Here is a 25,531-nt window from a genome sequence, read left to right as displayed (position 1 = left end):
ATCTGGTTTGGGACCAGAGGGTCGGGGGTTCGAATCCCTCTTCACCGACCACTATCCAGGTAGTGGAGAGCGTATTTGGTCGGGGGCCGGGAGCCCGGTCCCGCGGGGGCCGCCCCATCAAATCCCTCTTCACCGACCAACGTAAAACCCCAGCCTTTTGGCTGGGGTTTTTTCGTTTTCTCGGTCCAGCACTTAAGGCTTAGGGTAGTGCTGGAATGCTTGGGTATTGCCTGCCTTATCAAACGCCATGACCGTATAAGGCTGTTGACGATCGCCGTATTCCATACCTGGTGAGCCAATCGGCATGCCTGCAACGGCCAGTCCTTCTAATCCCGTATTGGTGGCCAAGAGCTTTTTCACCTCTTGGGCAGGAACGTGTCCCTCAATCACATAGCCATTAATACGTGCGGTATGACATGACTGCATATCAGCTGGGACGCCCATGTCTTGCTTGACTGACGCCATGTTGTCATGCGGTTTTACCTCTAGCTCAAAGCCGGCTTGCTCCATATGCTCAACCCAATCGTCGCAGCAGCCACAGCTGGGGGATTTATACACCACACCGCTCGCGGCCATCGCCGAGGCACTCATTAGGCCCACTGTTGCTACAAGTAGTTGTAAACGCTTCATTATCGCTCCTTGTTACTTATCGTCTGATTTTATTTTGAAAAAACGTAATCGGTTTGCATTAGTCACCACCGTGATCGAAGAGAGCGCCATTGCGCCACCCGCGATCACCGGACTGAGCAACATGCCGGTAAAGGGGTAAAGGATGCCGGCAGCGATCGGAATCCCCAAGGTGTTGTAGATAAAGGCACCAAAGAGATTTTGTTTCATGTTGCGTACCGCGGCTTGAGATAGCCCAATGGCGTCTGCCAAGGCGCCAAGGTGTTGGTGCATCAGCGTAATTTGCGCGCTTTCTATCGCAATATCGCTGCCGCTGCCCATCGCCACACCGACATCGGCTTGCGCAAGTGCCGGCGCATCATTGATACCATCACCGACCATGGCAACGCATTTACCTTGCTGTTGGAGAGACTGGATTTGTTCCGATTTTCCATCAGGCAGCACACCGGCAATAACGTGATCAATGCCCAGCTGACGGCCAATGGCATTGGCGGTATCTGGGTGGTCGCCAGAGAGCATGATCACTTCAAGCCCCTGTTGTTGCAGGCGAGCGATAGCGTCTATGGCATCATCACGAATCGGATCACTGACACCAATAAGCGCTTGTACGCTGTCCGCATTGGCAAGGTAAATCGCGGTTTCGCCACGCTGAGTCATGGCGTCGATATCGGTTTGGTGGGCGTCAGTATCTATCCCTTGTGCCTGCATCCACGCTTGGTTGCCGATGTAGTAACGTTCACCCTCGATCTTGGCCTGGATCCCTTTGCCAGATTCACTGTTAAAGTCATTTGATGTCGGCAACGCAAGTGTCTGCTGCTTGGCATAGCCAACAATCGCTTGGGCCAATGGGTGCTCGGAGTGTTGCTCCAGTGAGGCAGCAATTGCCATGAGGCGCTCTTGGTCGCCGTGAATAGCATTCACATGCGTGACTTCGGGCTGGCCGCGGGTCAGTGTGCCCGTTTTATCAAACACCAAGGTGTGCAGTTTTGCCGCGGTTTGCAGCGCATCAGCATCACGGATTAAGACCCCGACTTCGGCGGCGCGACCCACCGCAGCGGTAACGGATAGAGGGGTCGCCAAGCCAAGCGCGCAGGGGCAGGCGATGATCAACACCGTGGTCGCGGTGACCAGCATGTAGCTGACCGACGGCTCTGGACCAATAAAATACCAGATAGCCGCGGTAACAATGGCAATGGCGACCACGATAGGCACAAATACCGCTGAAATACGGTCGGCAAGCTTCGCCAGTTCAGGCTTACTACTTTGCGCTTCGCGCACTAAATCAATAATACGTGCCAACATGGTATCGCTGCCCACACCAGTGGCTTTAAAGGTTAAGCCACCTTTTTGGTTCACGGTCCCGGCATGAAGCGTGTCCCCCGCTGTTTTATGAACAGGCACAGGCTCACCGGTCAGCATGGATTCGTCGATATAGCTGCTGCCATCAACCACTTCACCATCAACCGGTACCTTAGCGCCAGGTTTAACCCGCAGTGTCATTCCCTGTTTCACTTCATCAAGCGGACGCTCTGTTTCTTGTCCGTTTTCAATGACTAAGGCTGTAGGTGGCTGTAAATCAAGTAATTGGTCGAGTGCTTTAGACGTATTGGCACGGGCACGTGCTTCAATCGCATGGCCTAAGCTAATCAAACCAATGATCATGGCTGAGGCTTCAAAATACACATGACGGGCTTGCTCTGGGAATAATGCAGGTGCGATGACCACCGCGGTGGAATACAGCCACGCGGCACCGGTACCGAGCGCCACCAACGTATCCATGGTGGCACGTTTGTGCATCAGTGCTTGCCAGGCATTGGCAAAGAAGTGACGGCCACCGGTTGCAAGAAGCAAGAGGGTTACCACCGCAATGGCGCCCCACGCCCACTGATCTTGGCTCGATTGAATGGTCATACTGCCACCGAACACGCCCCAAGCCATCAGTGGCGCCCCCAAGCCTAAGCCCGCGAACGTACTGCGTTTAAAATTTTTTAGCTCGTTGGCTTGCTGGGTTTGCTGGCGCTCACGCCGATCATTATCGTCTTCGACTTTTTCCGCGCCATAGCCAGCGTTTGCTACTGCCGCAACAATGGCGTCTGACGATGCACTGCCTTTAACAATCGCGCTACGCTCGGCTAGGTTAACGCTCACGTTCGCCACGCCATCCACACCGCTAATCGCGTTTTCTACGCTTTGCACGCAGCTTGCGCAGGTCATACCGGATAATACGTATTGCTGACGGCTGGCCTTGCTTGAATCTGCAGGATTATCGACCGAGGATGACTTGGCTTCCGATGCTTCTGATGCTTCTGAGGCTTCTGAGGTTTCTGGATTCGCGTTACGTGCGTCTGTCTGCGCTGGTGATTCGTTGTCAGTGCTCACGTTTGCGTCATGATCAGATGCGCGCGCCGCTTGATAACCCAGCTGGTGGATAATCTCAATCAGTGCATCAGCACTCAAGCTCGTGTGCACCTCGGCATGGGTTTTACTGACGGCGTGTGTAAACACGGTGGGCTGCTCGTCCAATGCTGCTTCTACTTTAGCGACACAGCGGCCACAGTTTAAGCCACTTAACGTGAAATGATGGCGGTAGCCGACATGATAGCCAAGCGATTCAATTGCTGAGACGGCTTGGCGAAGAGAATATTGTTCGCTTTCGCCCCAGGTCTCAAGCGAGAGTGATTGGGTGTCAACGTCCTCAATGCGAACGCCGTCGATATCCTCGAGCGCTTTCGTCACTTTTTTCACACAGCCTTGGCAGCTTAGGCCACTTAACGGCAGTGTGTAATAGGTGATCTTGGTGTCGGTCGTCGTCATTGCCTCTCCTTGATAGCCTCTCATCGTGAGATGTTGGCGGTTGTCGCAATTTCAGTTAAGCTAAACTGTAAACCTTATAGTTACTGGAAGGTCAAGCGACGAATATGAAAATTCAACAAGTGGCCGAAAAAACCGGCTTAACCAGCAAAACCATCCGCTTTTATGAACAAAAAGGACTGATCACCCCGCCGCATCGTGCCGATAATGGTTACCGGGATTACGGCGAACAGCATGTCAGTGAGCTACAAATGATTCGCCGTGCACGGCTGGTGGGTTTTACATTAGATGAGAGTGGCGATTTATTGGCGTTATCGCGCGATCCGTCTTTGCGTAGTGCCGATGTCAAAGCGCGAGCAGAGAGTAAACTGGTCGAAATTGATGAAAAAATCGCAGAGTTGGCGGCGATGAAAACCACACTGCATGCCTTGACTCAGGCTTGTCCGGGCGATGGTGACGCGCAGTGTCCGATTATCGAAGCACTGCGCGGTGACAGTGAGTTAGGCGATTTAAAAGCCGATGCCACAAGTTGTTGCGCATCGGGGACCCAATCGCCAGCAGTCAATTAAACGATCAGTAAAGCAGTGAATAGAGCTGGCGGCGATAGCGTGAGGCGATCTCGTTGCCTTGGCCGAGTGCTGCCAAAATATCCATGAAGGTTTTCTTGGCTTCACCGTCGGCGTAATTAAGATCGCGACGCAAAATACCCATCAAGAGTTCAAGCGCATCTTCACTGCGGTTAATGTGATTAAACTGCAAAGCCAGTTCGTACGCGACACCTGCATCCCCTGGATTTTCTTCAAGCGCCGCTTGCAGGCGTCGAATTTCGGGGCCATCTGCGGCTTGATGGTGCAATTCAATTTTTGCGATCAATGACTTATAAGTCGCGTCTTGATCTTGCAGCAAAATGGTCTCAAGAATGGCTTGTGCGGCATCAAACTGGTGGGTTTCTACCAAGCATTCTGCAAGGGCAAGCTTGTATTCCGCTTTATCGCCAAGGCTGGACTCCAGCGGCTTAATGATCACAAGCGCATCGGTATAATTGCCCTCTGCCATTAACTGGCGCGCCTGATCAAAGGCTTGGCTCTCTTGACTAGGTAGGTGCTTATCAAGCATTTCGCGCACTGTGTCGTAGTTTTGTGGGCCAGCTAAACCGTCCACTGGCTGACCATCTTTGAACAATGCCAGCGTTGGAAGCGCACGGACACCGAATTGGGCGGCAATCATTTGTTGCGCTTCACAATCAATGGTTGCAAGGGTAAAGGTGCCATGACTGTCGTGAGCAATTTGTTCGACGGTGGGTTTTAGCTCCACGCTTTCGGGCATCATATTAGCCCAAAAGTAAATCAGCACAGGCGTGCGTGACGATGATTCGAGAATTTGCTGAAAATTATGCTCGGTTAATTCGACGATATAGTTTGCGTTCATCATGGATCCTGACGATATGGATTTTCACTAAGGGTGGGGGCAAACGCGCAGAAATTCAAGCAACTGGCCCTGTAATTGCGTGTTTAAGCTCGCGGGAATGTGCAAAGCCGACAAGGGGGCGAGAAACGAAAAAGCCACCTTTTGGTGGCCTATTTCGTCGGTCTGCAAACAAGCGACGTTTTAACAATAACACGTGCGGGTTAGAACAAGAGCACCACGCACAATGCGACGCTCAAGCAGAGCCAGTTTAACTGATGTAAGGTCATCCGCCGGCTCCTGTTGTTGTGTTTGTCTTTATAATGCTACCTGTTAACAAGAAGGCCCCGTTGCCCAGAGCCTTTGTCGTCATTACAAATTAGATTAGCCCACCTCTGTGACAAAAGTATGACAAATGAGGCAGTCAGCACATTTTTTACCGCGACGGCTTATTGTTGCATTAACTGCCTTTGAGCAAGACCCGATCCAGCCAACGGCTAGGGAGCACTCGCTTGAGAATCGCCATCCATACGGTGGGTTGAGTGACGCGATAACGCACCTTGGGGCGAGGCGAGAACAAGGCATGCGTCAGTGGCGCAACCAGCGCGTCGGCGGGTAGGGTATATTTGTTGCCGCCTTCGTCTGCAGCAAGACGGTCGATTTGGCTTTGATAGGCTTGCTGGTGGCGACTTTTATTCGGGTCGACCCAGTGTTTAAAGGCGCTGAGCGCATTGGCACGAAACGCCGTTTCAATCGGGCCAGGCTCAATCAAGCTCACCTTAATCGGCGTATCGCTCAGCTCTAAACGCAGGGTATCGGTCCAGCCTTCAAGCGCAAATTTACTCGAATTGTAGGCTCCACGGTATTTGAGCGCGACAATGCCAAGCACCGAGCTGTTTTGCACAATCCGTCCCCCGCTATGACTGAGCAGCATCGGTAATAAGGCTTGGGTTAAATGGTGCCAGCCAAACACATTGGTCTCAAACTGAGCGCGCAGCGCGTCGGTGGGCAAATCTTCCAGCGCACCAGGTTGGCCGTAAGCGCCATTATTAAAGAGGCCAAACAAGACCCCACCGGTCATTTCATCAATCGTGGCCACCGCGCGATCAATGCTGTTGCTGTCCGAGACGTCTAACTGAATGCAGGTTAATCCTTGTTGCTGCAACCGTGTGACATCCTCCGCTTGTCGGCAGCTTGCGATCACCGTGTGGCCCTGAGCATGCAAGGCGTTGGCACAGGCAAAACCGATCCCTGTTGAACAACCGGTGATAAGGATCGCGTTTTTTAAAGGGGGGGTGGCTGTCATCGTTATCCCTATTGGTTGATTATTGTTGATTAACTGTCAGGCTGTGACAGATACGGTACCAGTTGCTCTGCCATAAACTCGGCAATCCACGTTTGGGCGGCCGGCATCGGGTGAATGCCATCATCACGCATCCATTCAGGCTTTTGGATCACAGACTCCATAAAAAAGGGCAGTAAGGGGGTTTGTGTTTGCTCTGCCAGTGTAGGATAAATATCAGCAAATCCTTGCGCATAGCGCTGGCCGTAATTGGGCGGGATCTGGATTTGTACTAACAACGGCTTGGCATCGCCCGTATGTGCCTGAGTGATCAATTGCTTAAGGTTGTCTCGTATACGGTTGAACGGCCAACCCCGCAGGCCATCATTGCCGCCGAGCTCGATCAGCACCCACTCAGGTTGGTGGCGCTCAAGCAGTTGCGGCAAACGTTGTAGGCCATTGCCTGTGGTGTCACCCGATATACTGGCATTGATCACCTTAACATCAAGGTCGCGATCTTGCAGCGCGCGCGGTAGCTTGGCAGGCCAGGCTTGTTCAGCTGCCATTTGGTAGCCAGCGCTTAGGCTATCACCGAGGACGAGGAGCGTTTGTGCACTGGCACTGCTCACCCACAAAAAACACAACAAAGTAAGGATGCGTAACATGGCCTCTCCTGTTATTCGAGCCGAAAAAATTGCAAAACATGTCGTGACACGCGAACAGCCGCTTACCATTTTGCAGGATGTCTCGCTACAAATCGAGGCGGGTGAGTCGATTGCGCTAATGGGCGTGTCGGGCGCGGGAAAATCGACCCTTATGACCTTGCTTGCCGGGTTAGATACGCCCAGTGAAGGCGAAGTCGATCTGCTCGGGCACAAGCTTTCCACCTTGGACGAAGATGCCCGTGCCGCCCTGCGCGCGGAATCGGTGGGGTTTGTGTTCCAAAGCTTTCTTTTAGTGCCATCACTGAATGCATTAGAAAATGTGATGCTACCACTGACCATTCGTGGCGAAAACGAAGACGAAACCCGCGCCAAGCAACTGCTGGCCTCGGTAGGATTGCAAGGACGGGAAACACACTTACCTTCACAGCTCTCTGGCGGCGAACAACAGCGTGTCGCCCTCGCGCGCGCCTTCATTATCCGCCCGCACGTGTTATTTGCCGATGAGCCAACCGGTAACCTCGACCAAAAAACCGCCGCAACCATTATTGATTTACTGTTTGAGCTGAATGAAAAGCATGGCACTACCTTGGTGTTGGTCACTCACGATCCGGCGCTGGCCAAACGCTGTCAGCGTACCTTGATGATGGACAGCGGCAAACTACAGGAGCACGTCAATGGCGAGTAATAATGGACTGCTTAACCGCTGGGCGTGGCGAGAGCTTTTGCATGGACAGATATGGCCGGTGGCGGTGGCGCTGGCGCTGATTATCACCTGTGTGTTCGCGCTTTCCGCATTGGCCGATCGAATTGAAAACGTCCTCACCCAACAAGGGCGCAACCTGATTGCTGCTGATACCGTACTAAGCACGCGCCAGCCTATAAACACCGAGCAAATTGAGACCTTTAAACAAGCGGGCACCACGGTATCAGCACAAACCCGCTTTGGCACCATGGCGTTCAGCGAACAAAACATGCAGCTGGTGAGTGTGAAAGCGGTGGATAGCCTCTATCCGTTGCGTGGCGACTTGGTGTTGGAGCAAAATGGCCAAGCCCTAACGGGAGATCGACGCATTCAGCCCGGTGAGCTATGGCTGTCTGAGCGGGTGTTTAGTTTGCTCGATGTTAAGCCCGGCGATAAGGTCTCGATTGGCAATCTTGATCTAAGCGTCAGTGGCACCTTGGCCGCCGAGCCAGAGCTGTCGTTTAATCCTTTTAGCCAAATGCCTGCGGTGATGATGCACCGTGATGATGTGCCTGCCGCCGGCGTGGTACGCGAAGGGAGCCGGGTACGTTATCGCTACTTCTTAACCGGTGATGAGCCAAGTTTAAGTGCCGCAAGGGACAGCTATACGCTGCAAGACGGCGAGCGCTGGGTGGATGAAAACACCTCTGATCGTACTGGCGATATGCTCGATCGCAGCCGTCAGTATTTATCTCTTACCGTCGTTTTAGTGATTGTAATGGCCGCGGCCACCTTAACGCTCACGTGTCAGCACTATGCCAAAAGTCGCGCCGATTTGGTGGCGATGCTAAAAAGTCTGGGCGCCAGTCAGCAGTGGGTGCGGCGCTGGTTAGCGCGTCAGCTGACCTTATTGTTTGTGTTAGCGACCGTGGTGGGCTTAGGCGCCGGCTACCTGTTGGAAGTGCTCCTGCGTTTACCACTAACCGATGTATTGCCCTCACCGCTGCCCAGTTACGGCTGGGTGCCATGGGTGCTCGCGCCAGGGGTTGCCTTGCTGGTGGCGTTACCTGCACTGGGCGTGCCATTGCTGAAATTACTGGATGCGCCCGCGTTGGCAGCCGTGCAATCGCAGGCTGGCAGCGGGCGGCATCGTCGTGGTACCGCCGCTATCCTGATAGCGATTCCGGTTGGCGCGCTTGCGCTGTGGGCGTTTGATAACACCTTATTATGGAGTGTGTTAGCGGCGATGGCAGCGATGATCGTGCTGCTCGCATTGGCTGGCTTAGGCCTGCTCAAGCTGGTGAAATCGCGCGTACGCGCGCCATCGGTAAAATTGGCCCTCAGCCGGATCACCCGCAACAAGCTCGCCAGCAGTGTTCAGCTTGGCGCGCTAGCCATTTCCTTTATGCTGTTGGCGATCATCTGGCTGCTGCGTACCGATTTGCTCGCCGATTGGGGACGGATGCTACCACCCGATGCGCCCAATGTGTTTGCCATGAATATTGCCCCAAGTGCGCAACAAGACTACGTGGGGGAGCTCGACCAAGCCAGCTTGATGCGATCCGATGCGTATCCGATCGTGCGCGGGCGGTTAGTGGGCAAAAATGGCGAGCGCTATCAGGTTTCCACCGATGAAGCCGAGCGCGATGAAGCCGATGAAGCGCTGCGCCGAGAGCTTAACTTTACCTGGCGTGAAACCTTGCCTTCGCATAATGAGGTGCTTGCAGGCGACTGGCCAACCGAAAATGGCGTATCGGTGGAAGCGGATATTGCCGCGCGTTTAGGGATTGAGATTGGCGACAGCCTCACCTTTAGCGTCACCGGCCAAGACTTTACCGCCACGGTCAACTCGATTCGTGAAGTAGAATGGCGCAACATGCGGCCTAACTTCTATTTTATTTTCGATCGTGACACTCTCGCCGACAAACCGGCCAACTGGTTGGTGAGCTTCCGACTTGATGAATCACAAACGTCATTGCTCAATCGGTTGGCACGGGAATACCCAACCGTCACGCTGCTCGATTTACGCACCATGAGCAGTCGTATTCAATCGATTTTGCGTCAAATTGGCTTGTCGCTCTCTGTGTTGGCAGGGCTGGCGGTGATCAGCGGCTTGCTACTGCTGCTGACCTTGCTGCGTATCAGCCTGAGCGAACGCCAGCAGGAAATTAACCTCTACCGTACCTTGGGGGCCAGCCGCACCCGTATTCAACGCACTCTGTGGAGTGAGTATGGGGTGATGGCCTTGGTGTCGGGATTAATGGCGGTGCTTGGCGCTGAAGCGGCGATGGCAGGGCTGCTCAAATGGGGCTTTGAAATGGAAGTGCGTTTGCATCCCGAGCTTTGGGCGGTGCTACCGGTGTTAGCAGTGGGGTTGGTGTTTGTCACCGTCGCCTCAATGCTGGGTAAACTGATTGACCCGCAACGGCGCTAACACGGTGCGGGTGTAAAGCATCCTCGTTTTACACATAACAAAGCGGGTATCAAGAAAATTGATACCCGCTTTTTTGTATCAAACGTCCAGCAAAACCTGGCCCGCAACAAACTTGTGGAAAGGCAAAAGCCGCTATTTAAATAAAGACTGCATCGCCTCTTCCACCTTGGGGTGCTGGAACTCAAAGCCTGAATCTTCTAACGCGTGAGGCAAGGCGCGCTGGCTATCGAGCAACAAGTGCGAGGCTTCGCCCATCATGGTTTTGATCGCGAGTGTGGGAACAAAGAACACATGCGGGCGTTTTAAGGCACTGGCGAGCGCCTGGCTAAAGCGTTTATTGGTCGCCGGCTCTGGGGCGGTGCAGTTAAAGGGCCCTTTGAGCTCAGGCTTGGCCAATAGATGGATAATGGCACCGACCATGTCATCAATATGAATCCACGGCATATATTGCTGCCCTTTGCCAATTGGGCCACCGAGCCCAAGCTTGTAAGGCAGCATCATCCGCTTTAGTGCACCACCTTCAGCGCTTAACACCACGCCGGTACGCAGCAAGCACACTCGGGTGTTCGTTGAGGCACCTTTCAAGGCAATTTTCTCCCATTGATGGCACACATGCTGGGCAAAATCATCGGCATGGACCACCAAGGTTTCATCAAAAGCTCGGTCTTGTTGATCGCCGTAGTAACCTACCGCGGAGCCGCTTATAAAGGTGTGTGGCGGCGTGCTACTGGCATGAATTTTCTCCACCAGTTTTTCGGTCAGCCCCCAGCGGCTGGTGCAAATAATCCCTTTTTGTTGCTCACTCCAACGCTTATCGGCGATGGGCTCACCGGCCAAATTAATCACTGCATCAAAATCATTTAAATGCGCCAAATCATCCAGCCGCTCTAGTGGTGTCACACTCTCGTCAAAACACTGCGTCACTTTTGCCACCGAACGAGAGAGTACAGTGACTTGATGATCAGCGAGTAATCGCGGAATCAGCGCCTGACCTATCAGGCCAGTGCCGCCGGTAATAAGAATCTTCATGCCTGATGTCCTAACATATTGGTGTAATCCCTGACTGTAACGCTAAGAGGGTTTTAGACTTAGCGCAAGTGATTGCTTTGCATCCTGATACGTACCGCAACCAAAATCGGTTGGATCGCGCAGTTTTATGCTCTGCCGCTCGCACCCTAATTTGGGAGTGTTAACATAAATAGTCACATAAAGAGTATGTTTTCAGTTAATGCGCAAGGAGTCATGTCGCCTACATGCAAGCGTTATTCAAATCATTGCTAGGAAGCTTTCGCGATCTGTTACCCATCATCCTAGTGATTGGCTTTTTTCAAGTGATTGTTCTGCAACAACCGCTGCCCAACTGGATCTCAATTACCTTGGGGTTGGTGCTGGTAGTCGTCGGGCTGACCTTATTTGTATACGGCTTAGACATGGGGCTATTCCCGATTGGCGAATCCATGGCGCACTCCCTTGCCCATAAAGGTAGCTTAGGCTGGTTGATTGCGTTCGCGTTTTTGCTCGGCTTTGGCACCACCATTGCCGAACCCGCACTCACCGCGGTGGCGGCAGAGGCGGCAGATGTCGCCGCTAACGGCGGGATGATACACACCAGCGAAGCGGCCAAAGACAGCTATGCCAACGGCCTGCGGCTAACCGTGGCGCTCTCTGTTGGGTTTGCGATTGTGCTGGGGGTGGTGCGAATCATGAAAGGCTGGCCGATCCACCGTTTAATCATTGGCGGCTATTTGTTGGTGGTGGCGATGACCATGGTCGCACCGCCGAGTATTATCGGCATTGCCTACGACTCAGGTGGGGTGACCACCTCGACCATCACGGTGCCGCTAGTCACCGCACTTGGCGTGGGGCTGGCAACCGTGATCAAAGGGCGCAACCCGATGGTGGATGGCTTTGGCTTGATTGCCTTTGCCTCTCTGTCACCGATGATCTTTGTGATGGCTTACGGCATGGTGGTGGCGTGATGGACGGTCTGCGCCTGTTTATCGACACCTTTTTCTCCACCGTGCGCGATGTGATCCCGATTATCGTCATCATCTTTGGCTTTCAACTCTTTGTATTGCGCAAAGCACTCAACAACCCCAAACGGATCTTGTTTGGTTTTTTCTATGTCATTTTGGGCTTGAGCCTATTTTTAATGGGGCTGGAGCTGGCGCTATTCCCGCTCGGGGCCTCGATGGCCGAGCAGCTCACTGCCACTGATTTTGTCGGCGCAGCACTCAAAGCGGGCGGCGAGATTAATTGGCAAGCCTATTACTGGGTCTATCTGTTTGCCGCAGCGATTGGCTTTAGCACCACGGTGGCCGAACCCTCATTAATCGCGGTGGCGATCAAAGCAGCCAAAGTGTCGGGTGGGGCGATTCGAGTGAACGGCTTGCGGGCCTCGGTGGCGCTTGGCGTGGCAATGGGAATTGCTTTGGGGTGCTACCGCATTGTGGTGGGCGATCCGCTTCATTATTACATCATCACCGGCTATGTGGTGGTGGTGATCCAAACCTATTTTGCCCCGCCGTTTATCGTGCCCTTGGCCTATGATTCTGGAGGGGTGACCACCTCAACCGTGACCGTGCCCTTGGTGACGGCGCTGGGGTTGGGACTAGCCTCTACCGTACCGGGAAGAAACCCGATGCTTGATGGTTTTGGTTTAATTGCGTTTGCCAGTTTGTTTCCGATGATCACCGTGATGGGCTATGCCCAAATCACAGCCTATTTACAGAAAAAGCACGCACAGCGTTCATCGTAAGGAGAGCCTATGCGGTTCAAATTAATCATGGCGTTTATTGAAGATGCCAAAACCGATGCGGTGCTCGATGCCGCCAGACAAGCCGGCGCTACCGGCGCGACCATTATTAACAACGCGCGTGGCGAAGGCTTGGTGAAAAAGAAAACCTTTTTAGGGCTGACGCTGGATGTGCAGCGAGACGTGGCTATCTTCCTGGTGGAAGAGCACTTAGCGCGCACCATACTTGAAACCATTAATGACGTGGGCGAGTTTGATGCCACCTCCGGCAGTGGTATCGCGGTGCAAATTGATGTGGAAGATGCCGTGGGCGTGGCCCACCAAATGCGAGAATTAACCGAAGTGGTGAAGGACGAGTTATGAAACAACATAAAACGGTCAGAGATGTGATGCATGCCAATGCCGTGTGTATTGATGGGCTCACCACGGTCGAAGAAGCGATTCGCATTGCACGCGAACAACAAGTGAAAGCGATTATCGTCAATAAACGCGATGAGCATGACGAGTTCGGTATTGTGTTAATGAACGACATTGCCAAAAAAGTGCTCGCCAAAAACCGCGCGCCATCACGGGTGAATGTTTATGAAATTATGACCAAACCCGCGCTCAGCGTCTCCCCCGATATGAACGTGAAATACTGCGCCCGTTTATTCGAACGCTTCGGCATCAGCCGTGCCCCTGTAATCGAAAACGGCCAAGTCCTCGGCATGGTCAGTTATAACCTGATCGTGATCTACGGCATGCTCGCCGAAGAAGTGGAAAGCCAGCATAGGAAGGATTAGATGAGTAGGTGGTTTTGGAGGGAGTGGGGCTAGCTCATGTGTACCCCAAAACGTGCTGTATAAAGCGCTAGCAGCCATAAAATTAATCTAAGTAACAAGCTTTTACCCAATTGCATAGCTGGCGCGAGCCTCACCTACGCTCAACTAGAGTGGATATGGACTAATCGTGTCTGTTGTACTTTTACTTAGTTTTCGTTAGGTCGCAGTCAATCCCCATTTATTTCGAGATCAGCATTAAGTGTAGTATCATAAAATATCTAATCAGTGCTGGTGGTCTTACTCTCTAGCAGACGCTTGTTGTATAGTGGTGTAAGCTTGTTAGTTTGATACGAAGAGAATCATTCATGTCAGTTATACGCCATATAGAAATACAAAATTTTAGAACAATCAAAAAACTATCATGGCACCCAAAGCCAGGATTAAATTGCCTAATTGGCCCCGGTGATTCAGGTAAATCTACACTATTAGATGCTATCGATCTTACGCTCGGTGCTCGACGCTCTTATTCATTCAACGATGCTGATTTTTACCAACTTAATATCCAGTCACCACTATCGATAACAATTACCCTAGGTGATCTTCATGATGACTTGAAGAATATCGAAAGCTATGGCTCCTTCTTAAGGGGGTATAATGCTACTACTCAAAAAATCCTTGATGAGCCTCAGCAAGGTACTGAAACTGTTCTAACCATAAAATTAACTGTAGATAGTGACTTAGACCCGGATTGGCGACTGTATTCGGAGAGGGCTGAAGCGGATGGATTAGAACGTAGATTACCATGGAAACATAGAGAGCTTTTATCTCCTGCTCGCTTAGGTACAACTGCGCACCAGAACCTTGCTTGGGGCAGTCGTTCAATCCTTAACAAGCTTTCTGAAGAGACACTAGATGTATCAAGCACTCTTGCGCAGTTAGGAAGACAAACCCGTGAAGCCTTCGCACAACAACAAGTTGAAGGGGTTGCTGGCGTTTTGCAACAAGTCCAGAATATATCTAATGGCTTAGGTGTTCCCGTTGGCGAACTGAAAGCATTATTAGATGTAAATGGAATCTCCTTATCCAATGGTGCTATAAGTCTTCACAACAGTGATAATACTCCTCTTAGACAATTAGGCACAGGTTCGTCCAGACTTCTAACTAGCGGCCTGCAGAAAGCGGCCAGTCACTCTAAAGTAATCATTGTTGATGAGGCTGAATACGGACTAGAGCCATATCGTATTACTCGTTTACTCAACGAGCTAGGCTCTAAAGATGTTGAGCCAACGCAGCAAGTGTTCATCACAACTCACTCCCCTTATGTGCTTCGTGAGTTGCAGGCTCAACAACTCCACGTTATGCGTAGTCCTACTCTGGCTCAGGTAGCTTTTGACCCTGATCATATTCAACATAAGATATATAGCCTAAACGGAGAAGGTCAGCAGCAAGCTACGTTACGGGCCTGCGCCGAATCCTTTTTCAGCAAAAGTGTTATCGTATGCGAAGGAAAAACGGAAATTGGGATAGTAAGAGGAATAGACCTTTATAACCAAGACGCTGGATCTCAAACGATTACATCCAAAGGCGTCCATTGTGCGGACGGGGGTGGTGATGCCATGTTTGCAAGGGCGCATATTTTTTCGTCACTAGGTTATCCTACGGCAATTTTTAAGGATTCGGATAAAGCTGAGCAGCATCGAGAACTCAGAGAAAATGCGATAGCAGCCGGTATTTTCGTAGTTGAATGGGCTCATAATAGAGCCACAGAGGACGCTATCTTTATTGCTTGTCCCGCGGACATTATCCCCGAACTATTGAATATGGCCGCTGAAAGGAAGGGAGCCGACTCAATAAACGCTCATATTCAAGCGTATTCAAATCAGTCGCTAACTCTAGATGATTGTCTTGAAAGATTTACCGATGCCCAACGAGTAATCCTTGCTAAAGCTGCCAATAAAAAGGGCTGGTTAAAAGATATAGAACCAGCAGAAAGTGTAGCCAGAAACATTATTGGTCCTAATTACAATGCTTTCACGGAAGATTTAAAAGCACCTGTAAATAATCTATTTCAGTGGGCGCTTGATCTATGAACATTGAAGCAGTGCTCGATAGTGATTTAGGCTCAATTGTTGCGCCTGCAGGTTGTGGTAAGACACACCTGATTACGGAAGCTTTGTCGATTAGGGCGCAAAAACCGATATTGGTTCTAACACATACAACCGCAGGTGTATCGGCTCTTAAGAAGCGCTTACGCCGATTATCAGTTCCTGCTTCTCATTATGTAGTGACAACTATTGATGGCTGGGCGCTTCGAATAGCTAACAGTTTTCCGACATCTTGCCCAATCAGCGCATCACCCGATAATCCTCGACAGTTTTATCCAGAACTCAGGCGATCGGTGCTTAGTTCTCTTAATTCAGGGGGGCTTCACGAAATCATAAAGGCTTCATATTCAAGACTGCTAGTAGATGAATACCAAGATTGTGACAACAACCAACATAATATCATCGCTTCCCTTTCACAAGTGCTGCCAACGGTGGTTTTTGGTGACCCGATGCAATGCATATTCAGTTTTGCAGGCCCAATGCCTGACTGGCAGCAAGAAGTGCAACAAAGGTTTCCATTGCTTGGAACCTTAGGAACGCCATGGCGTTGGAACAATGCGGGAGCTCCTGACCTTGGTGAATGGATACTTGAAGCCAGAGAAACACTACTACGAAGAGGGATCTTAGATCTTACCGACTGCCCGAACCACGTGATGTGGCATCCACTAACAGGTAACGCTCAGACTGACCTTATTAATCAGCAGAATGCTCAGCAAAGGATAATTAATCAAAATCAGACTGATTCTTTCCTAGTCATTGGTAGTTCAATGAACGAAAGGTCTCGACATAGATACGCGCAAAGTAGCCATACGACTCAAGTCGTTGAGCAAGTGCAATTAGCTCAGGTTATTACTGCAGCTAGCGAGTTTGATCGTTTAAGCGGTATAAATCTGGTAGAAAGTATTCTTATCACAGCGAGTACAATGGTTACTAATGTTGAAATGACTCGAACATTAACTCGTGTTCAAAGTATTCTTGGTGGAAGAAACAGGCAACCACCTACCACCTTTGAACATGCTCTATCTAACGTTGCCATTAGTAATGAACGCTCTGACATTTTGACGGCTCTCCAAGAAGTTGAGAGTAAAACTGGTACTAGGATATACCGTAGAAGCGCATATAGCGCATTGAAGGACTCAGTATCATTGTCGGTTAGTTCACCGGATAAAACTATGTCAGAGTCAGCAATGATTATAAGGGAGCAGATAAGACAAAAAGGTGATACCCGAATCCCTAAACGAGCAATTGGTTCAACATTGCTACTTAAAGGACTGGAAGCCGATCATTGCTTAATTCTCGATGCTAATGATAGAGGAATGGACAATAAACACCTTTACGTTGCACTTTCTCGTGGAGCAAAAACAGTCACCGTTTTCTCTCGAAATAATCAAATAAGCTAATTGCTACGCAATATTTGGTGTTTTTATATGCTTTGGTTCCTTTCACGCTTTGATTCTTTAAAAAGCAGAGTGAAAATTATCACGTTTATTACAAGGTCATAAGCAAATGTTGACATTAAGTCACTTGGATTTTGCTCTGAGTATTTAAAATACGGGTATATGTAAGACGCGAGGGTGGTCAATATTGAGAAAACGGCGAGAAAAAGCAGTTGCTTTCGAGTGAATAACGAAACGCCTTTGTAAATAGAGAATAAAGCGATTAACACAAAATAGCTAATGAAGGTACCTACTGAGTTTATTCCTTTTTCAACTAAATCACCAATGTACTGATAGCCACTTGCAATTGATAGCGCTAAGATAATCACGTAAAAAGTGATGACTGCAAGGTATTTGTCCGATTTCACAATACGTCCTCATTAACTTGATTGCCGCCAGAATACACGCTTAATGCGTGCCTATTAATAATGGTTTGATCTTTTTTTGAATGAGCTTCACGCAATAGTTAAGTGGCTAGCCTGCTATCTACGCCTTACCACCCCACCCAATACTCCTCACAATGTCTCTTTATGCGTCTTTTATGTCGCTTAGTGTCAAGTTGTGGCGTGTTATTCCGGACACACTGTGGCCAGTTTAATCAAGCGACAAGAGGCCGAACATGAATCGCAGCGTCATTCTTACCTGCGCCGTCACCGGTGCGGGCGATACCACGGGCAAAAACCCCAATGTGCCAATCACGCCAAAACAGATTGCCGACAACTGTATTGAGGCGGCGCGTGCTGGTGCCAGTGTCGCTCATATTCACGTGCGTGATCCTGAAACGGGCGGTATTAGCCACAACATTGATCACTTCCGTGAGGTGATGGAGCGTGTTCGCGAATCAGACGTCGATATTGTCATGAACATCACCGGCGGTGGTGGCGGGGATTGGGTGCCGGATGCCCAAGACCCAAGCCGTGGTGGCCCGGGCACCGATATGCAAACCCCAGCCGAGCGCCATGCGCCAGTGGGCGAGCTCTTGCCTGAGCTTTGTACCTTAGATTGCGGCAGCCTGAATTTTGGCGACATGGTGTACATTAACACCGCTGACTGGCTGCGTGAGCAAGCCCGTATGGTGCAGGCTGCGGGCGTGAAAGCCGAGCTGGAGTGCTTTGACTTAGGCCACGTTTGGTTTGCGCGTCAGCTACAAAAAGAAGGTTTGCTTGAGGGCGATCCGCTGTTTCAGCTTTGTTTAGGCATTCCTTGGGGCGCAGAAGCGGACACCGAAACCATGCTGGCAATGCGCAATAAGTTGCCGGAAAACGCCAACTGGGCGGCGTTTGGAATTGGTCGCCATCAGATGCCGATGGTCGCGCAAGCCATGTTGCTGGGTGGCCATGCGCGCGTGGGTTTGGAAGATAACCTCTACCTGGAAAAAGGGGTAATGGCGACCAACGGCGGCTTGGTAGAAAAGGCGAGCACTATCATTGAAAACCTCGGCGGTCGTATTATGACCCCTGCACAAACGCGCGCCGCGCTGAAACTGGTTGACCCGAAAACCGGTAAGCCGGTTGAAGGAGGTGACCAATGAGCAAGCAGTTAGCGGTCATCGGCACCGGCGTGATTGGTAATGGCTGGATTGCGCGCGCCTTGGCACGTGGTTGGGACGTGGTCGCTTATGATCCCGACCCACAAGCGCCTACTCGCACCCGTGCCTTCGTGGCCAATGCCTGGCCATCGTTAGAAAAGCTAGGGCTGGCTGAAGACGCAAATCCTGCTCGGTTAACCTTTGTTGATAGCCTTGAGCAGGCGGTGAAAGAGGCCGATCTGGTTCAAGAGAACGTGCCGGAGCGCATTGATATTAAGCGTGAGACCTTGGCGGCAATTGATGCGGCCGCGGCGCCAAACGCGATTATTGGCTCATCGACGTCTGGCTTTAAGCCTACCGAGCTGCAGAGTGATTGTGATCATCTTCCCGGACGCGTCATCGTCGCGCATCCATTCAATCCTGTGTATCTGCTGCCGTTAGTGGAATTGGTGGGCGGCGAAGCCACTCAATCGGATCAGATTGATCGCGCCCATGCACTCTACCAAGAATTGGCAATGCGTCCCTTGGTGGTCAAGCGTGAAATTGAGGGGCATATTGCGGACCGCTTGATGGAAGCGCTGTGGCGTGAAGCCTTGCACCTGGTTAACGATGGAGTGGCGACCACCGAAGAGATTGATGCGGCAGTGGTGTACGGCTGTGGCCTGCGCTGGTCGTTGATGGGCACCTTCTTAACCTTCCATCTGGCCGGTGGCGAGCAGGGTATGCGCCATATGCTAGAGCAGTTCGGCCCGGCGCTAAAACTGCCGTGGACCAAACTTGAAGCGCCTGAGCTGACTGATGAGCTGATTGATAAAGTGGTGGAAGGCTGTGAACACCAAGCCGCGGGTCGTCCCGTTTCTGAGCTAGACCGTCGCCGTGACGCGTTTTTGGTCGAGCTTTTAGACTTGGCGCAGAAGTATTGGCCAGAGGCTGAAGGCTTGGAAGGGCGCATCTAATGACACTATTAAAGATAGACGTCGCGCCAGAATGGGTCGATTATAACGGGCACATGAACGACGCCGAGTACGCGCGCGTGTTCTCGCTGGGTGTCGATGCGCTAATGGCCACTATTGGCTTGGATGACGCCGGCCGCACCCAGCATCGCTATACCATTTATACCCTAGAAACCCATTTGTGTTACCGACGTGAGGCGCATCAAGGCCAGACCTTGGTGGTCGACGTGACCGTGTTAGCGCGTGATCAAAAGCGCCTGCACGTGTTTATGCAAATGTGTGATAGCCAAGGTGAGGTGCTGGCCACCAGCGAGCAGATGCTGATGGGCATCGATACGCAAACCGGTCGCCCCGCGCCTTTTCCAGATGTTGTGGCCAATCTCATCGAGACACTGCCTTGCGCGGTTGAGAGTGATTGGCCCGAGAGTGCCGGCCGTCGTATCGGATTACCCAAGCGGTATTGAACGACGCTGCCATCGGGCGCTAAAGAGTTATCAAGTCCCGCTCAGTAGAGGCTGAGCGGTTAACGGGATCGCCGGCCCGACTTCCGGCTCAAGGAGGATTTATTATCGCTACGCCAACCCCACCACACTCACCCAAGCGTCGTGACAGCCACCAGGCTGAAACATCGACCGATTATACCGTCACCGAGCTTGCTCAGGATGGCTTCTTTCAGGGCATGCATCGTGGCATGACCATTTGCTCTGCACTGCTGGTGCTGGCTTTTGTGCTGTTTACCGGCTTTCAATCGGAGACGGCCAGCGTCCTGTTTGGTGCGACGCGCACCTGGATTGAAAGCACCTTTAGTGGCTACTACCTGGTCACTGTGATGCTGTTATTGACCGTGTGCGGTTTTATCGTTTTCAGCAAGTACGGCAATGTGCGCCTCGGCCCTGACGACAGCCGTCCGGAGTTTAGCAACTTCTCTTGGTTCTCGATGCTGTTCTCTGCTGGCATCGGTATCGGCATCCTGTTTTTTGGGGTGGCCGAACCCATTTTTTACCTCGATAACACCGGCGGGTTTGGTTATCCCAACAATCCCCACGCCGATATGGCAGGCGCGGCCGCCATTGGTTACGAGCGTGCCATCGATGCGCTGCGGGTCACCGTTTTCCACTGGGGACTGCATGGTTGGGCTATCTACGTGATTGTCGGCATGTCGCTGGCGTATTTTGCCTACCGTAAGCAACTGCCACTGGCGCTGCGCTCGGCGCTTTATCCTTTCATTGGCGAGCGCATTTACGGCGCTTGGGGGCATCTTTTCGATATCCTCGGTGTACTGGGTTGCGTGTTCGGCGTCGCGACCTCGCTCGGTCTCGGCGTCAGTCAAATGGCGGTGGGGCTGGAGCGCCTGATCGGTATCACCTCCGGTTTGTCGACGCAGTTGATCTTGATTGCAGTGATTTCGGCGATCTCGATTGTGTCGGCGGTATCCGGGGTGCGCCGTGGGATCCGTATTATCTCCCAGATGAACATTTGGGTGTCGGTGCTGGTAGTCGGTATCTTTTTCATTGGTGGCCCCACACTTTGGCTGATCAGCGCGTTCGGCGAAACCTTGCTCGATTATGCAATTAACTTTATCCCGATGGGGCTGTGGTTTGCTGATGAGCCGGGCACGGTGGAGTGGCAGCAGGCCTGGACCATTTTCTATTGGGGCTGGTGGCTGGCTTGGGCGCCGTTCGTGGGTCTGTTTATCGCGCGTATTTCCAAAGGGCGCACCCTGCGTGAGTTTGTGTTAGGGGTCTTATTTGTGCCCACCTTACTGATCTTTGTCTGGCTGGTTATCTTCGGTGGCAATGCCATCTACCAAGAGCTGTATGCCAGTGGTGGCGTCGGCAGTGCTGGGATTATCGATTTGGTGAACGCTTGGGAGCTTCCCGCCGCATTATTTGCCGCAGCGGATGGGATCGTAGGTTCTGGGATGTTCGGCTGGATACTCTCAGCCCTGATGGTGTTCTTGTTGATGAGCTGGTTTGTGACCTCGTCTGATTCAGGCACCTTAGTGCTGACGACGATTTTGTCACTAGGTGATGAAGAGCCACCGAAGCGTTTCCGGGTGCTTTGGGGCGTGGTGATTGGCTTAGTCGCTGCAACGCTGCTGATGGCCGGCGGCCTTAAAGCGCTACAAACAGCATTGATCGCCGCGGCCTTGCCACTGAGCGTGGTGATCCTGGTGATGACCGCCGGGGTGCTGATCTCACTGTTTGGTGAATCGCGCCGCTCGCTTGTCGCGGCTAAAAAAAGCTAGCTGCCAAAAATAGCTGGCCGTGAAAAAATAGCGGTTTAAGGTGTCGCACCAAGACGCGCTAAACGCGAGACAAGCTGCTCATTCCGTTGCCGATTAAGGTGGTGGGGTGAGCGGCTTTTTTATCTATCTTATTTTTCTTCTTTTACTGGCTTTGGGTTTTACGCATTTGACGCGGTGACACGCCGTAATGGGTGCGAAACGCGCGGGAAAAACTCGAGCTTGAGCTAAAGCCACAGGCCAATCCCACCGTTAACACATCGAGATCGGTTTCTTTAAGCAAGTAACGGGCACGATCTAGCCGCAATCCCAAATACCAGCTGCGCGGCGACTGATTAAGCTCGCTGTCAAAAAGGCGTTGTAGGTGACGAAGCGAGATACCACTGCGCTCAGCGACTTCTGCCAAGGACAAGGGCGATTCTATATGGCGCTCCATCACATCCACCGCGTCGACCAGACGTCGGCGATGGGTGCCCAAGCGGCGCGCTAACGTCATTCGCTGCTGATCGCGTCGAGTACGAATGCGCTCGTGTACCAGCTGCTCGGAGACGTCGATTGCCAACTGGTTGCCGTGACGACGCGCTATCACATCGAGCGCCATGTCCATTGCCGCCGCACCGCCTGCGCAGGAGAAGCGCCGCGGTCCCAGTTCAAACAGCTCATCTGAGGTTCTCACCTCTGGGAAGCGCTCTTGAAACGAGGGCAAACTTTCCCAATGCAGGGTGACCCGCTCGCCCTTGAGTAGCTCGGCAGCGGCCAACAAAAAGCAGCCGGTATCGAGTCCGCCCAGCACGCAGCCTGCCGCATCAAGACGGTGCAGCCAACGCATCAAAGGACGACTAAGGTAAGCTTCAGGATCAAAACCGCTACAGACCGCGAGTGAGGGAAGATCATGCACGGCGTCGATGGCTGTGTCGGCCAGCAGTGACATGCCGTTGGACGCCGTCACCGGCTTGCCGTCTTCACTGATCATTTGCCAATCAAACAGCGATTCGCCGCTGATCTGGTTGGCTATACGCAATGGCTCGACAGCAGAGAAAAAGGCCATCATCGAAAAGCGGGGGAGTAGCAGAAAACCGAGACGTTCCGGCATTGGACCTGTGTATTCAAGGCGCATGATCACAAATGAACAAAGAATGGTAGAAATAATGATGAGGGGCGGCCACTGGCCGGGTCAAGCTAAGTCCACCATTTTCCTGAAAAAAAGCACAGCCGCTCTTGGCTACCAAACGCGCGACGGTGAGGTGTACAAAAATTAACTAGACTGTATCGATATCACCAGAATATACTCCGATTCCTCTTTCTACATAAGGCATATTTTGTGGATCCAACACGCGTCGATTGTCACTCCCCTTCACTGGTACGTTGTCACCAACAAAGGATGCAGTCATGACTGAACCTATGATTACCCTCCTGCTCGGTCTTTTCTTTATCTTGTTAATTATTGCCGCTAATGGCTACTTTGTGGCGCAAGAGTTTGCCTATATGGCGGTCGATCGCGCAAAGCTTGCGACCTTAGCTGCGACGGGCGATGCATCGGCCAAACGGGCGCTGGCGGTGACAAAACGGACGAGCTTTATGCTATCTGGCGCGCAGCTTGGTATCACGGTCACCGGCTTGGTGTTGGGCTTTGTTGCTGAGCCGCTGGTCGGCGAGTCGATGGGGGTATTATTGCAACGGTTTGGACTGTCGTTGGAAACAGGAATCGCGATTGGCACCATGGCGACGCTTGCGGTGGCGATGATTGTGCAAATGATTTTGGGTGAGCTTTACCCGAAAAACTTAGCCATTGCCAATGCTGAACCCATGGCGCGTATGATGTCGCGGTCGACACTGATTTATATGTCGGTGTTTGGTTGGATCATCAGTTTCTTTGATAAATCCGCCAACCTGGTGCTGCGTATTGTGGGGATTCAACCGGTGCATGATCTTGATATGAGTGCCTCAGAAGACGACTTACACCATATTATCGCCGACTCGCGAGAAAGCGGAGATTTGCCGGTGGAGTTGTCACTGATGATGGATCGGATCCTGGATTTTCCAGCGCGCGATGTTGAGCATGCAATGGTGCCGCGTTCGCAAGTTGATTGGGTGTCGCTAGAAACCAAGCTGTCCGAATTGTTGGCGCTGATGGCGCAAGCCCACACCCGTTATCCGGTGCTTGATGATAATGATGCGCCTGTGGGCGTGGTTCACCTGTCAGATGTCCTCGCGAAAACAGAGGCGGATTCAAATGATACCGTGGCGTCAGTGATGCGTCCTGCCAGTGTTCTCCCCACATTAATGCCGTTGCCAAATGCGCTAGATCAGTTGGTGCGTTCGACCAATCAACTGGCGTGTGTGATTGATGAATATGGCGGCTTTGCCGGGGTGTTAACGATTGAAGATTTGGCCATGGAGATCGTGGGAGAAATTACCGACGAGCATGATAGTGATCATGCCGAGGCGGTTATCCCTGAAAGTGACAATGTCTGGTTGATGGATGGTGATGTGCACATCGACGAAGTGGAGCGTGCGATTGGCTATGCTCTGCCGCGGGACGATGTCGAAACCATTGCAGGGGTATTGATTGCGGCATGTGGCGCATTGCCAGCCGTAGGGGATACGGTGACCATCGCGCTGCCGATTGATCCATCCGAACTGGCGGAGAGTCAGCCGATCGTGCGTCATCTTGAGGTGGATGTGTTAAGCATTGAGCGACATATCCCCACGTCAGTGCGGGTTACGCTCATCGAGCAGCCCATTGCGGAGGATAACCAATGACCGATCCTTTGATGGTTAGTGTTGTCACGCTGGCTTTGATTGTATTGAGTGGCTTTTTTGTCATTATCGAGTTTGCCTTGATGGGTGCGCGTCGACATCGTCTGGAAGAAATGGCGGTTGAGAGTGGGTCGGCGCGGGCAGCGCTGCGTGGCATGAATGATTTGACCTTGATGCTGGCAGGGGCGCAATTAGGGATCACTTTTTGTACCTTTGCACTCGGGGCGGTCACCAAGCCGGCGGTAGATGTATGGTTAGGGCCCGTCTTTCTCGCGGTTGGCTTACCCGCTTGGGCGGCTGATGCGGCGGCCTTCGGGTTTGCGCTGTTCGTGGTGACATTTTTGCACCTCGTCGTGGGTGAGATGGCACCGAAATCTTGGTCGATTGCTCATCCAGAAAAGTCAGCACTGGCAATCGGTGTTGTCTCGCGTGCTTATGTGTGGCCGTTACGTCCGTTACTTCGCTGGGTCAACCGTATTGCCAATCGCTTGGTGAAAGCCTCAGGGGTTGAGCCAGTAGAAAGCGCCGCGGTAGGGGGACAAGATATTCAAACCATTCGTCAATTGGTTGAACACTCGGGCAAAGTCGGTACCTTGCAACCAGCGATTCAACGACAATTGTCGGGGTTGATCGATCTGAGCTCGATTGCGATCGAAACCTTGGTTACCCAGGGACAGGTGATGGCACATGTTGATAAACATGCAACGGTCGCAGAGGTGCGCGCTGTCGCCGTGTCGTCAGGGCATCTGCGTATTTTGGTGTTTGGTAACAAAGGGCTTAAGCCATTGGTGGTTCACGTCCGGGATACGCTACTCGAACCGGCAGACCGACTCGCACGCGATGTCGCTCGCAATGCCTATGTTTTGGATGCCAACACCCCCATCTACGAAGCGCTAGCGCGCATGCGTGAAGCCAGCGTTCAGCTTGCGGTGGTCAGTAAAGAGGGGGAAATGATTGGCGTGGTGACGCTTGCGGATATTTTAAAACGCGTGCTTCCCGTCACGGCAGCAAGTTAAAAGACAGTGCGCCATGATTAAAAAAAACGCCACAAGTGATTGTGGCGTTTTTATTGCTTTCGTTTTT

Annotated in this window: 22 protein-coding genes; 15 read left to right on the top strand and 7 right to left on the bottom strand. The window is 52.0% G+C overall.

What is annotated here, in order from left to right; translation table 11 throughout:
* Positions 1-192: 192 nt before the first annotated feature.
* On the bottom strand, positions 193-630 hold the full coding sequence (locus HLG76_RS11915) for a DUF411 domain-containing protein (protein WP_077460072.1): 438 nt from the start codon (positions 628-630) through the stop codon (positions 193-195).
* 12 nt (positions 631-642) lie between these two features.
* Positions 643-3,441, bottom strand: coding sequence for a cation transporter (locus tag HLG76_RS11910; protein ID WP_175993722.1), 2,799 nt, complete (start codon positions 3,439-3,441; stop codon positions 643-645).
* A 104-nt stretch (positions 3,442-3,545) separates the two neighbouring features.
* On the opposite strand from HLG76_RS11910, the gene cueR reads away from it, so the two are divergent.
* Positions 3,546-4,007 (top strand): Cu(I)-responsive transcriptional regulator, encoded by a 462-nt coding sequence (cueR, locus tag HLG76_RS11905; RefSeq protein WP_077575919.1) that lies wholly within the window; start codon positions 3,546-3,548, stop codon positions 4,005-4,007.
* A gap of 4 nt (positions 4,008-4,011) precedes the next feature.
* Here the strand turns inward: cueR and HLG76_RS11900 are convergent, their stop codons facing one another.
* The 3 genes from HLG76_RS11900 to tesA form a co-directional block, all read right to left on the bottom strand.
* Positions 4,012-4,866, bottom strand: a complete 855-nt coding sequence (locus HLG76_RS11900) for a co-chaperone YbbN (protein ID WP_077460075.1) — start codon at positions 4,864-4,866, stop codon at positions 4,012-4,014.
* Between the two features lie 436 nt (positions 4,867-5,302).
* A complete protein-coding gene (locus tag HLG76_RS11895) occupies positions 5,303-6,148 on the bottom strand; it encodes an SDR family oxidoreductase (RefSeq protein ID WP_175993721.1) in 846 nt (281 codons plus the stop codon).
* Between the two features lie 29 nt (positions 6,149-6,177).
* Positions 6,178-6,789 carry a multifunctional acyl-CoA thioesterase I/protease I/lysophospholipase L1 gene (gene tesA, locus HLG76_RS11890; protein ID WP_077660764.1) on the bottom strand — a complete coding sequence of 204 codons (612 nt, stop codon included), beginning with the start codon at positions 6,787-6,789 and terminating at the stop codon, positions 6,178-6,180.
* On the opposite strand from tesA, the gene HLG76_RS11885 reads away from it, so the two are divergent.
* Positions 6,788-7,474, top strand: a complete 687-nt coding sequence (locus tag HLG76_RS11885) for an ABC transporter ATP-binding protein (protein ID WP_077660765.1) — start codon at positions 6,788-6,790, stop codon at positions 7,472-7,474. The two genes, tesA and HLG76_RS11885, sit on opposite strands and share 2 nt — an antisense overlap.
* On the top strand, positions 7,464-9,905 hold the full coding sequence (locus tag HLG76_RS11880; protein WP_077647155.1) for an ABC transporter permease: 2,442 nt from the start codon (positions 7,464-7,466) through the stop codon (positions 9,903-9,905). The genes HLG76_RS11885 and HLG76_RS11880 overlap by 11 nt, the downstream gene beginning before the upstream one ends.
* Before the next feature lie 132 nt (positions 9,906-10,037).
* Here HLG76_RS11880 and HLG76_RS11875 read toward each other — a convergent pair whose 3' ends face one another.
* A complete protein-coding gene (locus HLG76_RS11875; protein ID WP_175993720.1) occupies positions 10,038-10,934 on the bottom strand; it encodes a TIGR01777 family oxidoreductase in 897 nt (298 codons plus the stop codon).
* Between the two features lie 224 nt (positions 10,935-11,158).
* Between HLG76_RS11875 and HLG76_RS11870 the strand changes: the two genes are divergently transcribed.
* From HLG76_RS11870 to HLG76_RS11825, 10 genes are all read left to right on the top strand, one after another.
* Positions 11,159-11,884 carry a DUF1538 domain-containing protein gene (locus HLG76_RS11870; RefSeq protein ID WP_175993719.1) on the top strand — a complete coding sequence of 242 codons (726 nt, stop codon included), beginning with the start codon at positions 11,159-11,161 and terminating at the stop codon, positions 11,882-11,884.
* The gene (locus HLG76_RS11865) at positions 11,884-12,663 is read left to right on the top strand and encodes a DUF1538 domain-containing protein (RefSeq protein WP_175993727.1); all 780 of its coding nucleotides are present in this window, start codon (positions 11,884-11,886) and stop codon (positions 12,661-12,663) included. The genes HLG76_RS11870 and HLG76_RS11865 overlap by 1 nt, the downstream gene beginning before the upstream one ends.
* 9 nt (positions 12,664-12,672) lie before the next feature.
* Positions 12,673-13,023, top strand: coding sequence for a P-II family nitrogen regulator (locus HLG76_RS11860; RefSeq protein WP_025674528.1), 351 nt, complete (start codon positions 12,673-12,675; stop codon positions 13,021-13,023).
* The gene (locus HLG76_RS11855; protein WP_175993718.1) at positions 13,020-13,442 is read left to right on the top strand and encodes a CBS domain-containing protein; all 423 of its coding nucleotides are present in this window, start codon (positions 13,020-13,022) and stop codon (positions 13,440-13,442) included. Before HLG76_RS11860 ends, HLG76_RS11855 begins: the two co-directional genes overlap by 4 nt.
* A 344-nt stretch (positions 13,443-13,786) precedes the next feature.
* Positions 13,787-15,511 carry an ATP-dependent endonuclease gene (locus HLG76_RS11850; RefSeq protein WP_175993717.1) on the top strand — a complete coding sequence of 575 codons (1,725 nt, stop codon included), beginning with the start codon at positions 13,787-13,789 and terminating at the stop codon, positions 15,509-15,511.
* Entirely contained in the window at positions 15,508-16,926 is a 1,419-nt protein-coding gene (locus HLG76_RS11845; RefSeq protein WP_175993716.1) for a UvrD-helicase domain-containing protein, read from the top strand. Before HLG76_RS11850 ends, HLG76_RS11845 begins: the two co-directional genes overlap by 4 nt.
* Positions 16,927-17,581: 655 nt before the next feature.
* Positions 17,582-18,493, top strand: a complete 912-nt coding sequence (locus HLG76_RS11840; protein ID WP_074213135.1) for a 3-keto-5-aminohexanoate cleavage protein — start codon at positions 17,582-17,584, stop codon at positions 18,491-18,493.
* Positions 18,490-19,446 carry an L-carnitine dehydrogenase gene (locus tag HLG76_RS11835; protein WP_175993715.1) on the top strand — a complete coding sequence of 319 codons (957 nt, stop codon included), beginning with the start codon at positions 18,490-18,492 and terminating at the stop codon, positions 19,444-19,446. The genes HLG76_RS11840 and HLG76_RS11835 overlap by 4 nt, the downstream gene beginning before the upstream one ends.
* Positions 19,446-19,907 carry a thioesterase family protein gene (locus HLG76_RS11830; protein WP_175993714.1) on the top strand — a complete coding sequence of 154 codons (462 nt, stop codon included), beginning with the start codon at positions 19,446-19,448 and terminating at the stop codon, positions 19,905-19,907. Before HLG76_RS11835 ends, HLG76_RS11830 begins: the two co-directional genes overlap by 1 nt.
* 227 nt (positions 19,908-20,134) lie before the next feature.
* Complete coding sequence (locus tag HLG76_RS11825) at positions 20,135-21,691, top strand: BCCT family transporter (protein ID WP_198532293.1); 1,557 nt, start codon at positions 20,135-20,137, stop codon at positions 21,689-21,691.
* A gap of 142 nt (positions 21,692-21,833) precedes the next feature.
* Here the strand turns inward: HLG76_RS11825 and HLG76_RS11820 are convergent, their stop codons facing one another.
* Positions 21,834-22,781 (bottom strand): GlxA family transcriptional regulator, encoded by a 948-nt coding sequence (locus HLG76_RS11820; RefSeq protein ID WP_198532294.1) that lies wholly within the window; start codon positions 22,779-22,781, stop codon positions 21,834-21,836.
* A gap of 296 nt (positions 22,782-23,077) precedes the next feature.
* Here HLG76_RS11820 and HLG76_RS11815 point away from each other — a divergent pair, with 296 nt between their 5' ends.
* Entirely contained in the window at positions 23,078-24,451 is a 1,374-nt protein-coding gene (locus HLG76_RS11815; protein WP_175993713.1) for a hemolysin family protein, read from the top strand.
* Complete coding sequence (locus HLG76_RS11810) at positions 24,448-25,464, top strand: CNNM domain-containing protein (protein WP_077460092.1); 1,017 nt, start codon at positions 24,448-24,450, stop codon at positions 25,462-25,464. Before HLG76_RS11815 ends, HLG76_RS11810 begins: the two co-directional genes overlap by 4 nt.
* Positions 25,465-25,531 lie beyond the last annotated feature (67 nt).

The sequence above is a fragment of the Salinivibrio sp. EAGSL genome (genome assembly GCF_013366455.1).
Lineage (GTDB): Bacteria > Pseudomonadota > Gammaproteobacteria > Enterobacterales > Vibrionaceae > Salinivibrio > Salinivibrio costicola.
This window is presented reverse-complemented; position numbering and strand designations above follow the sequence as displayed.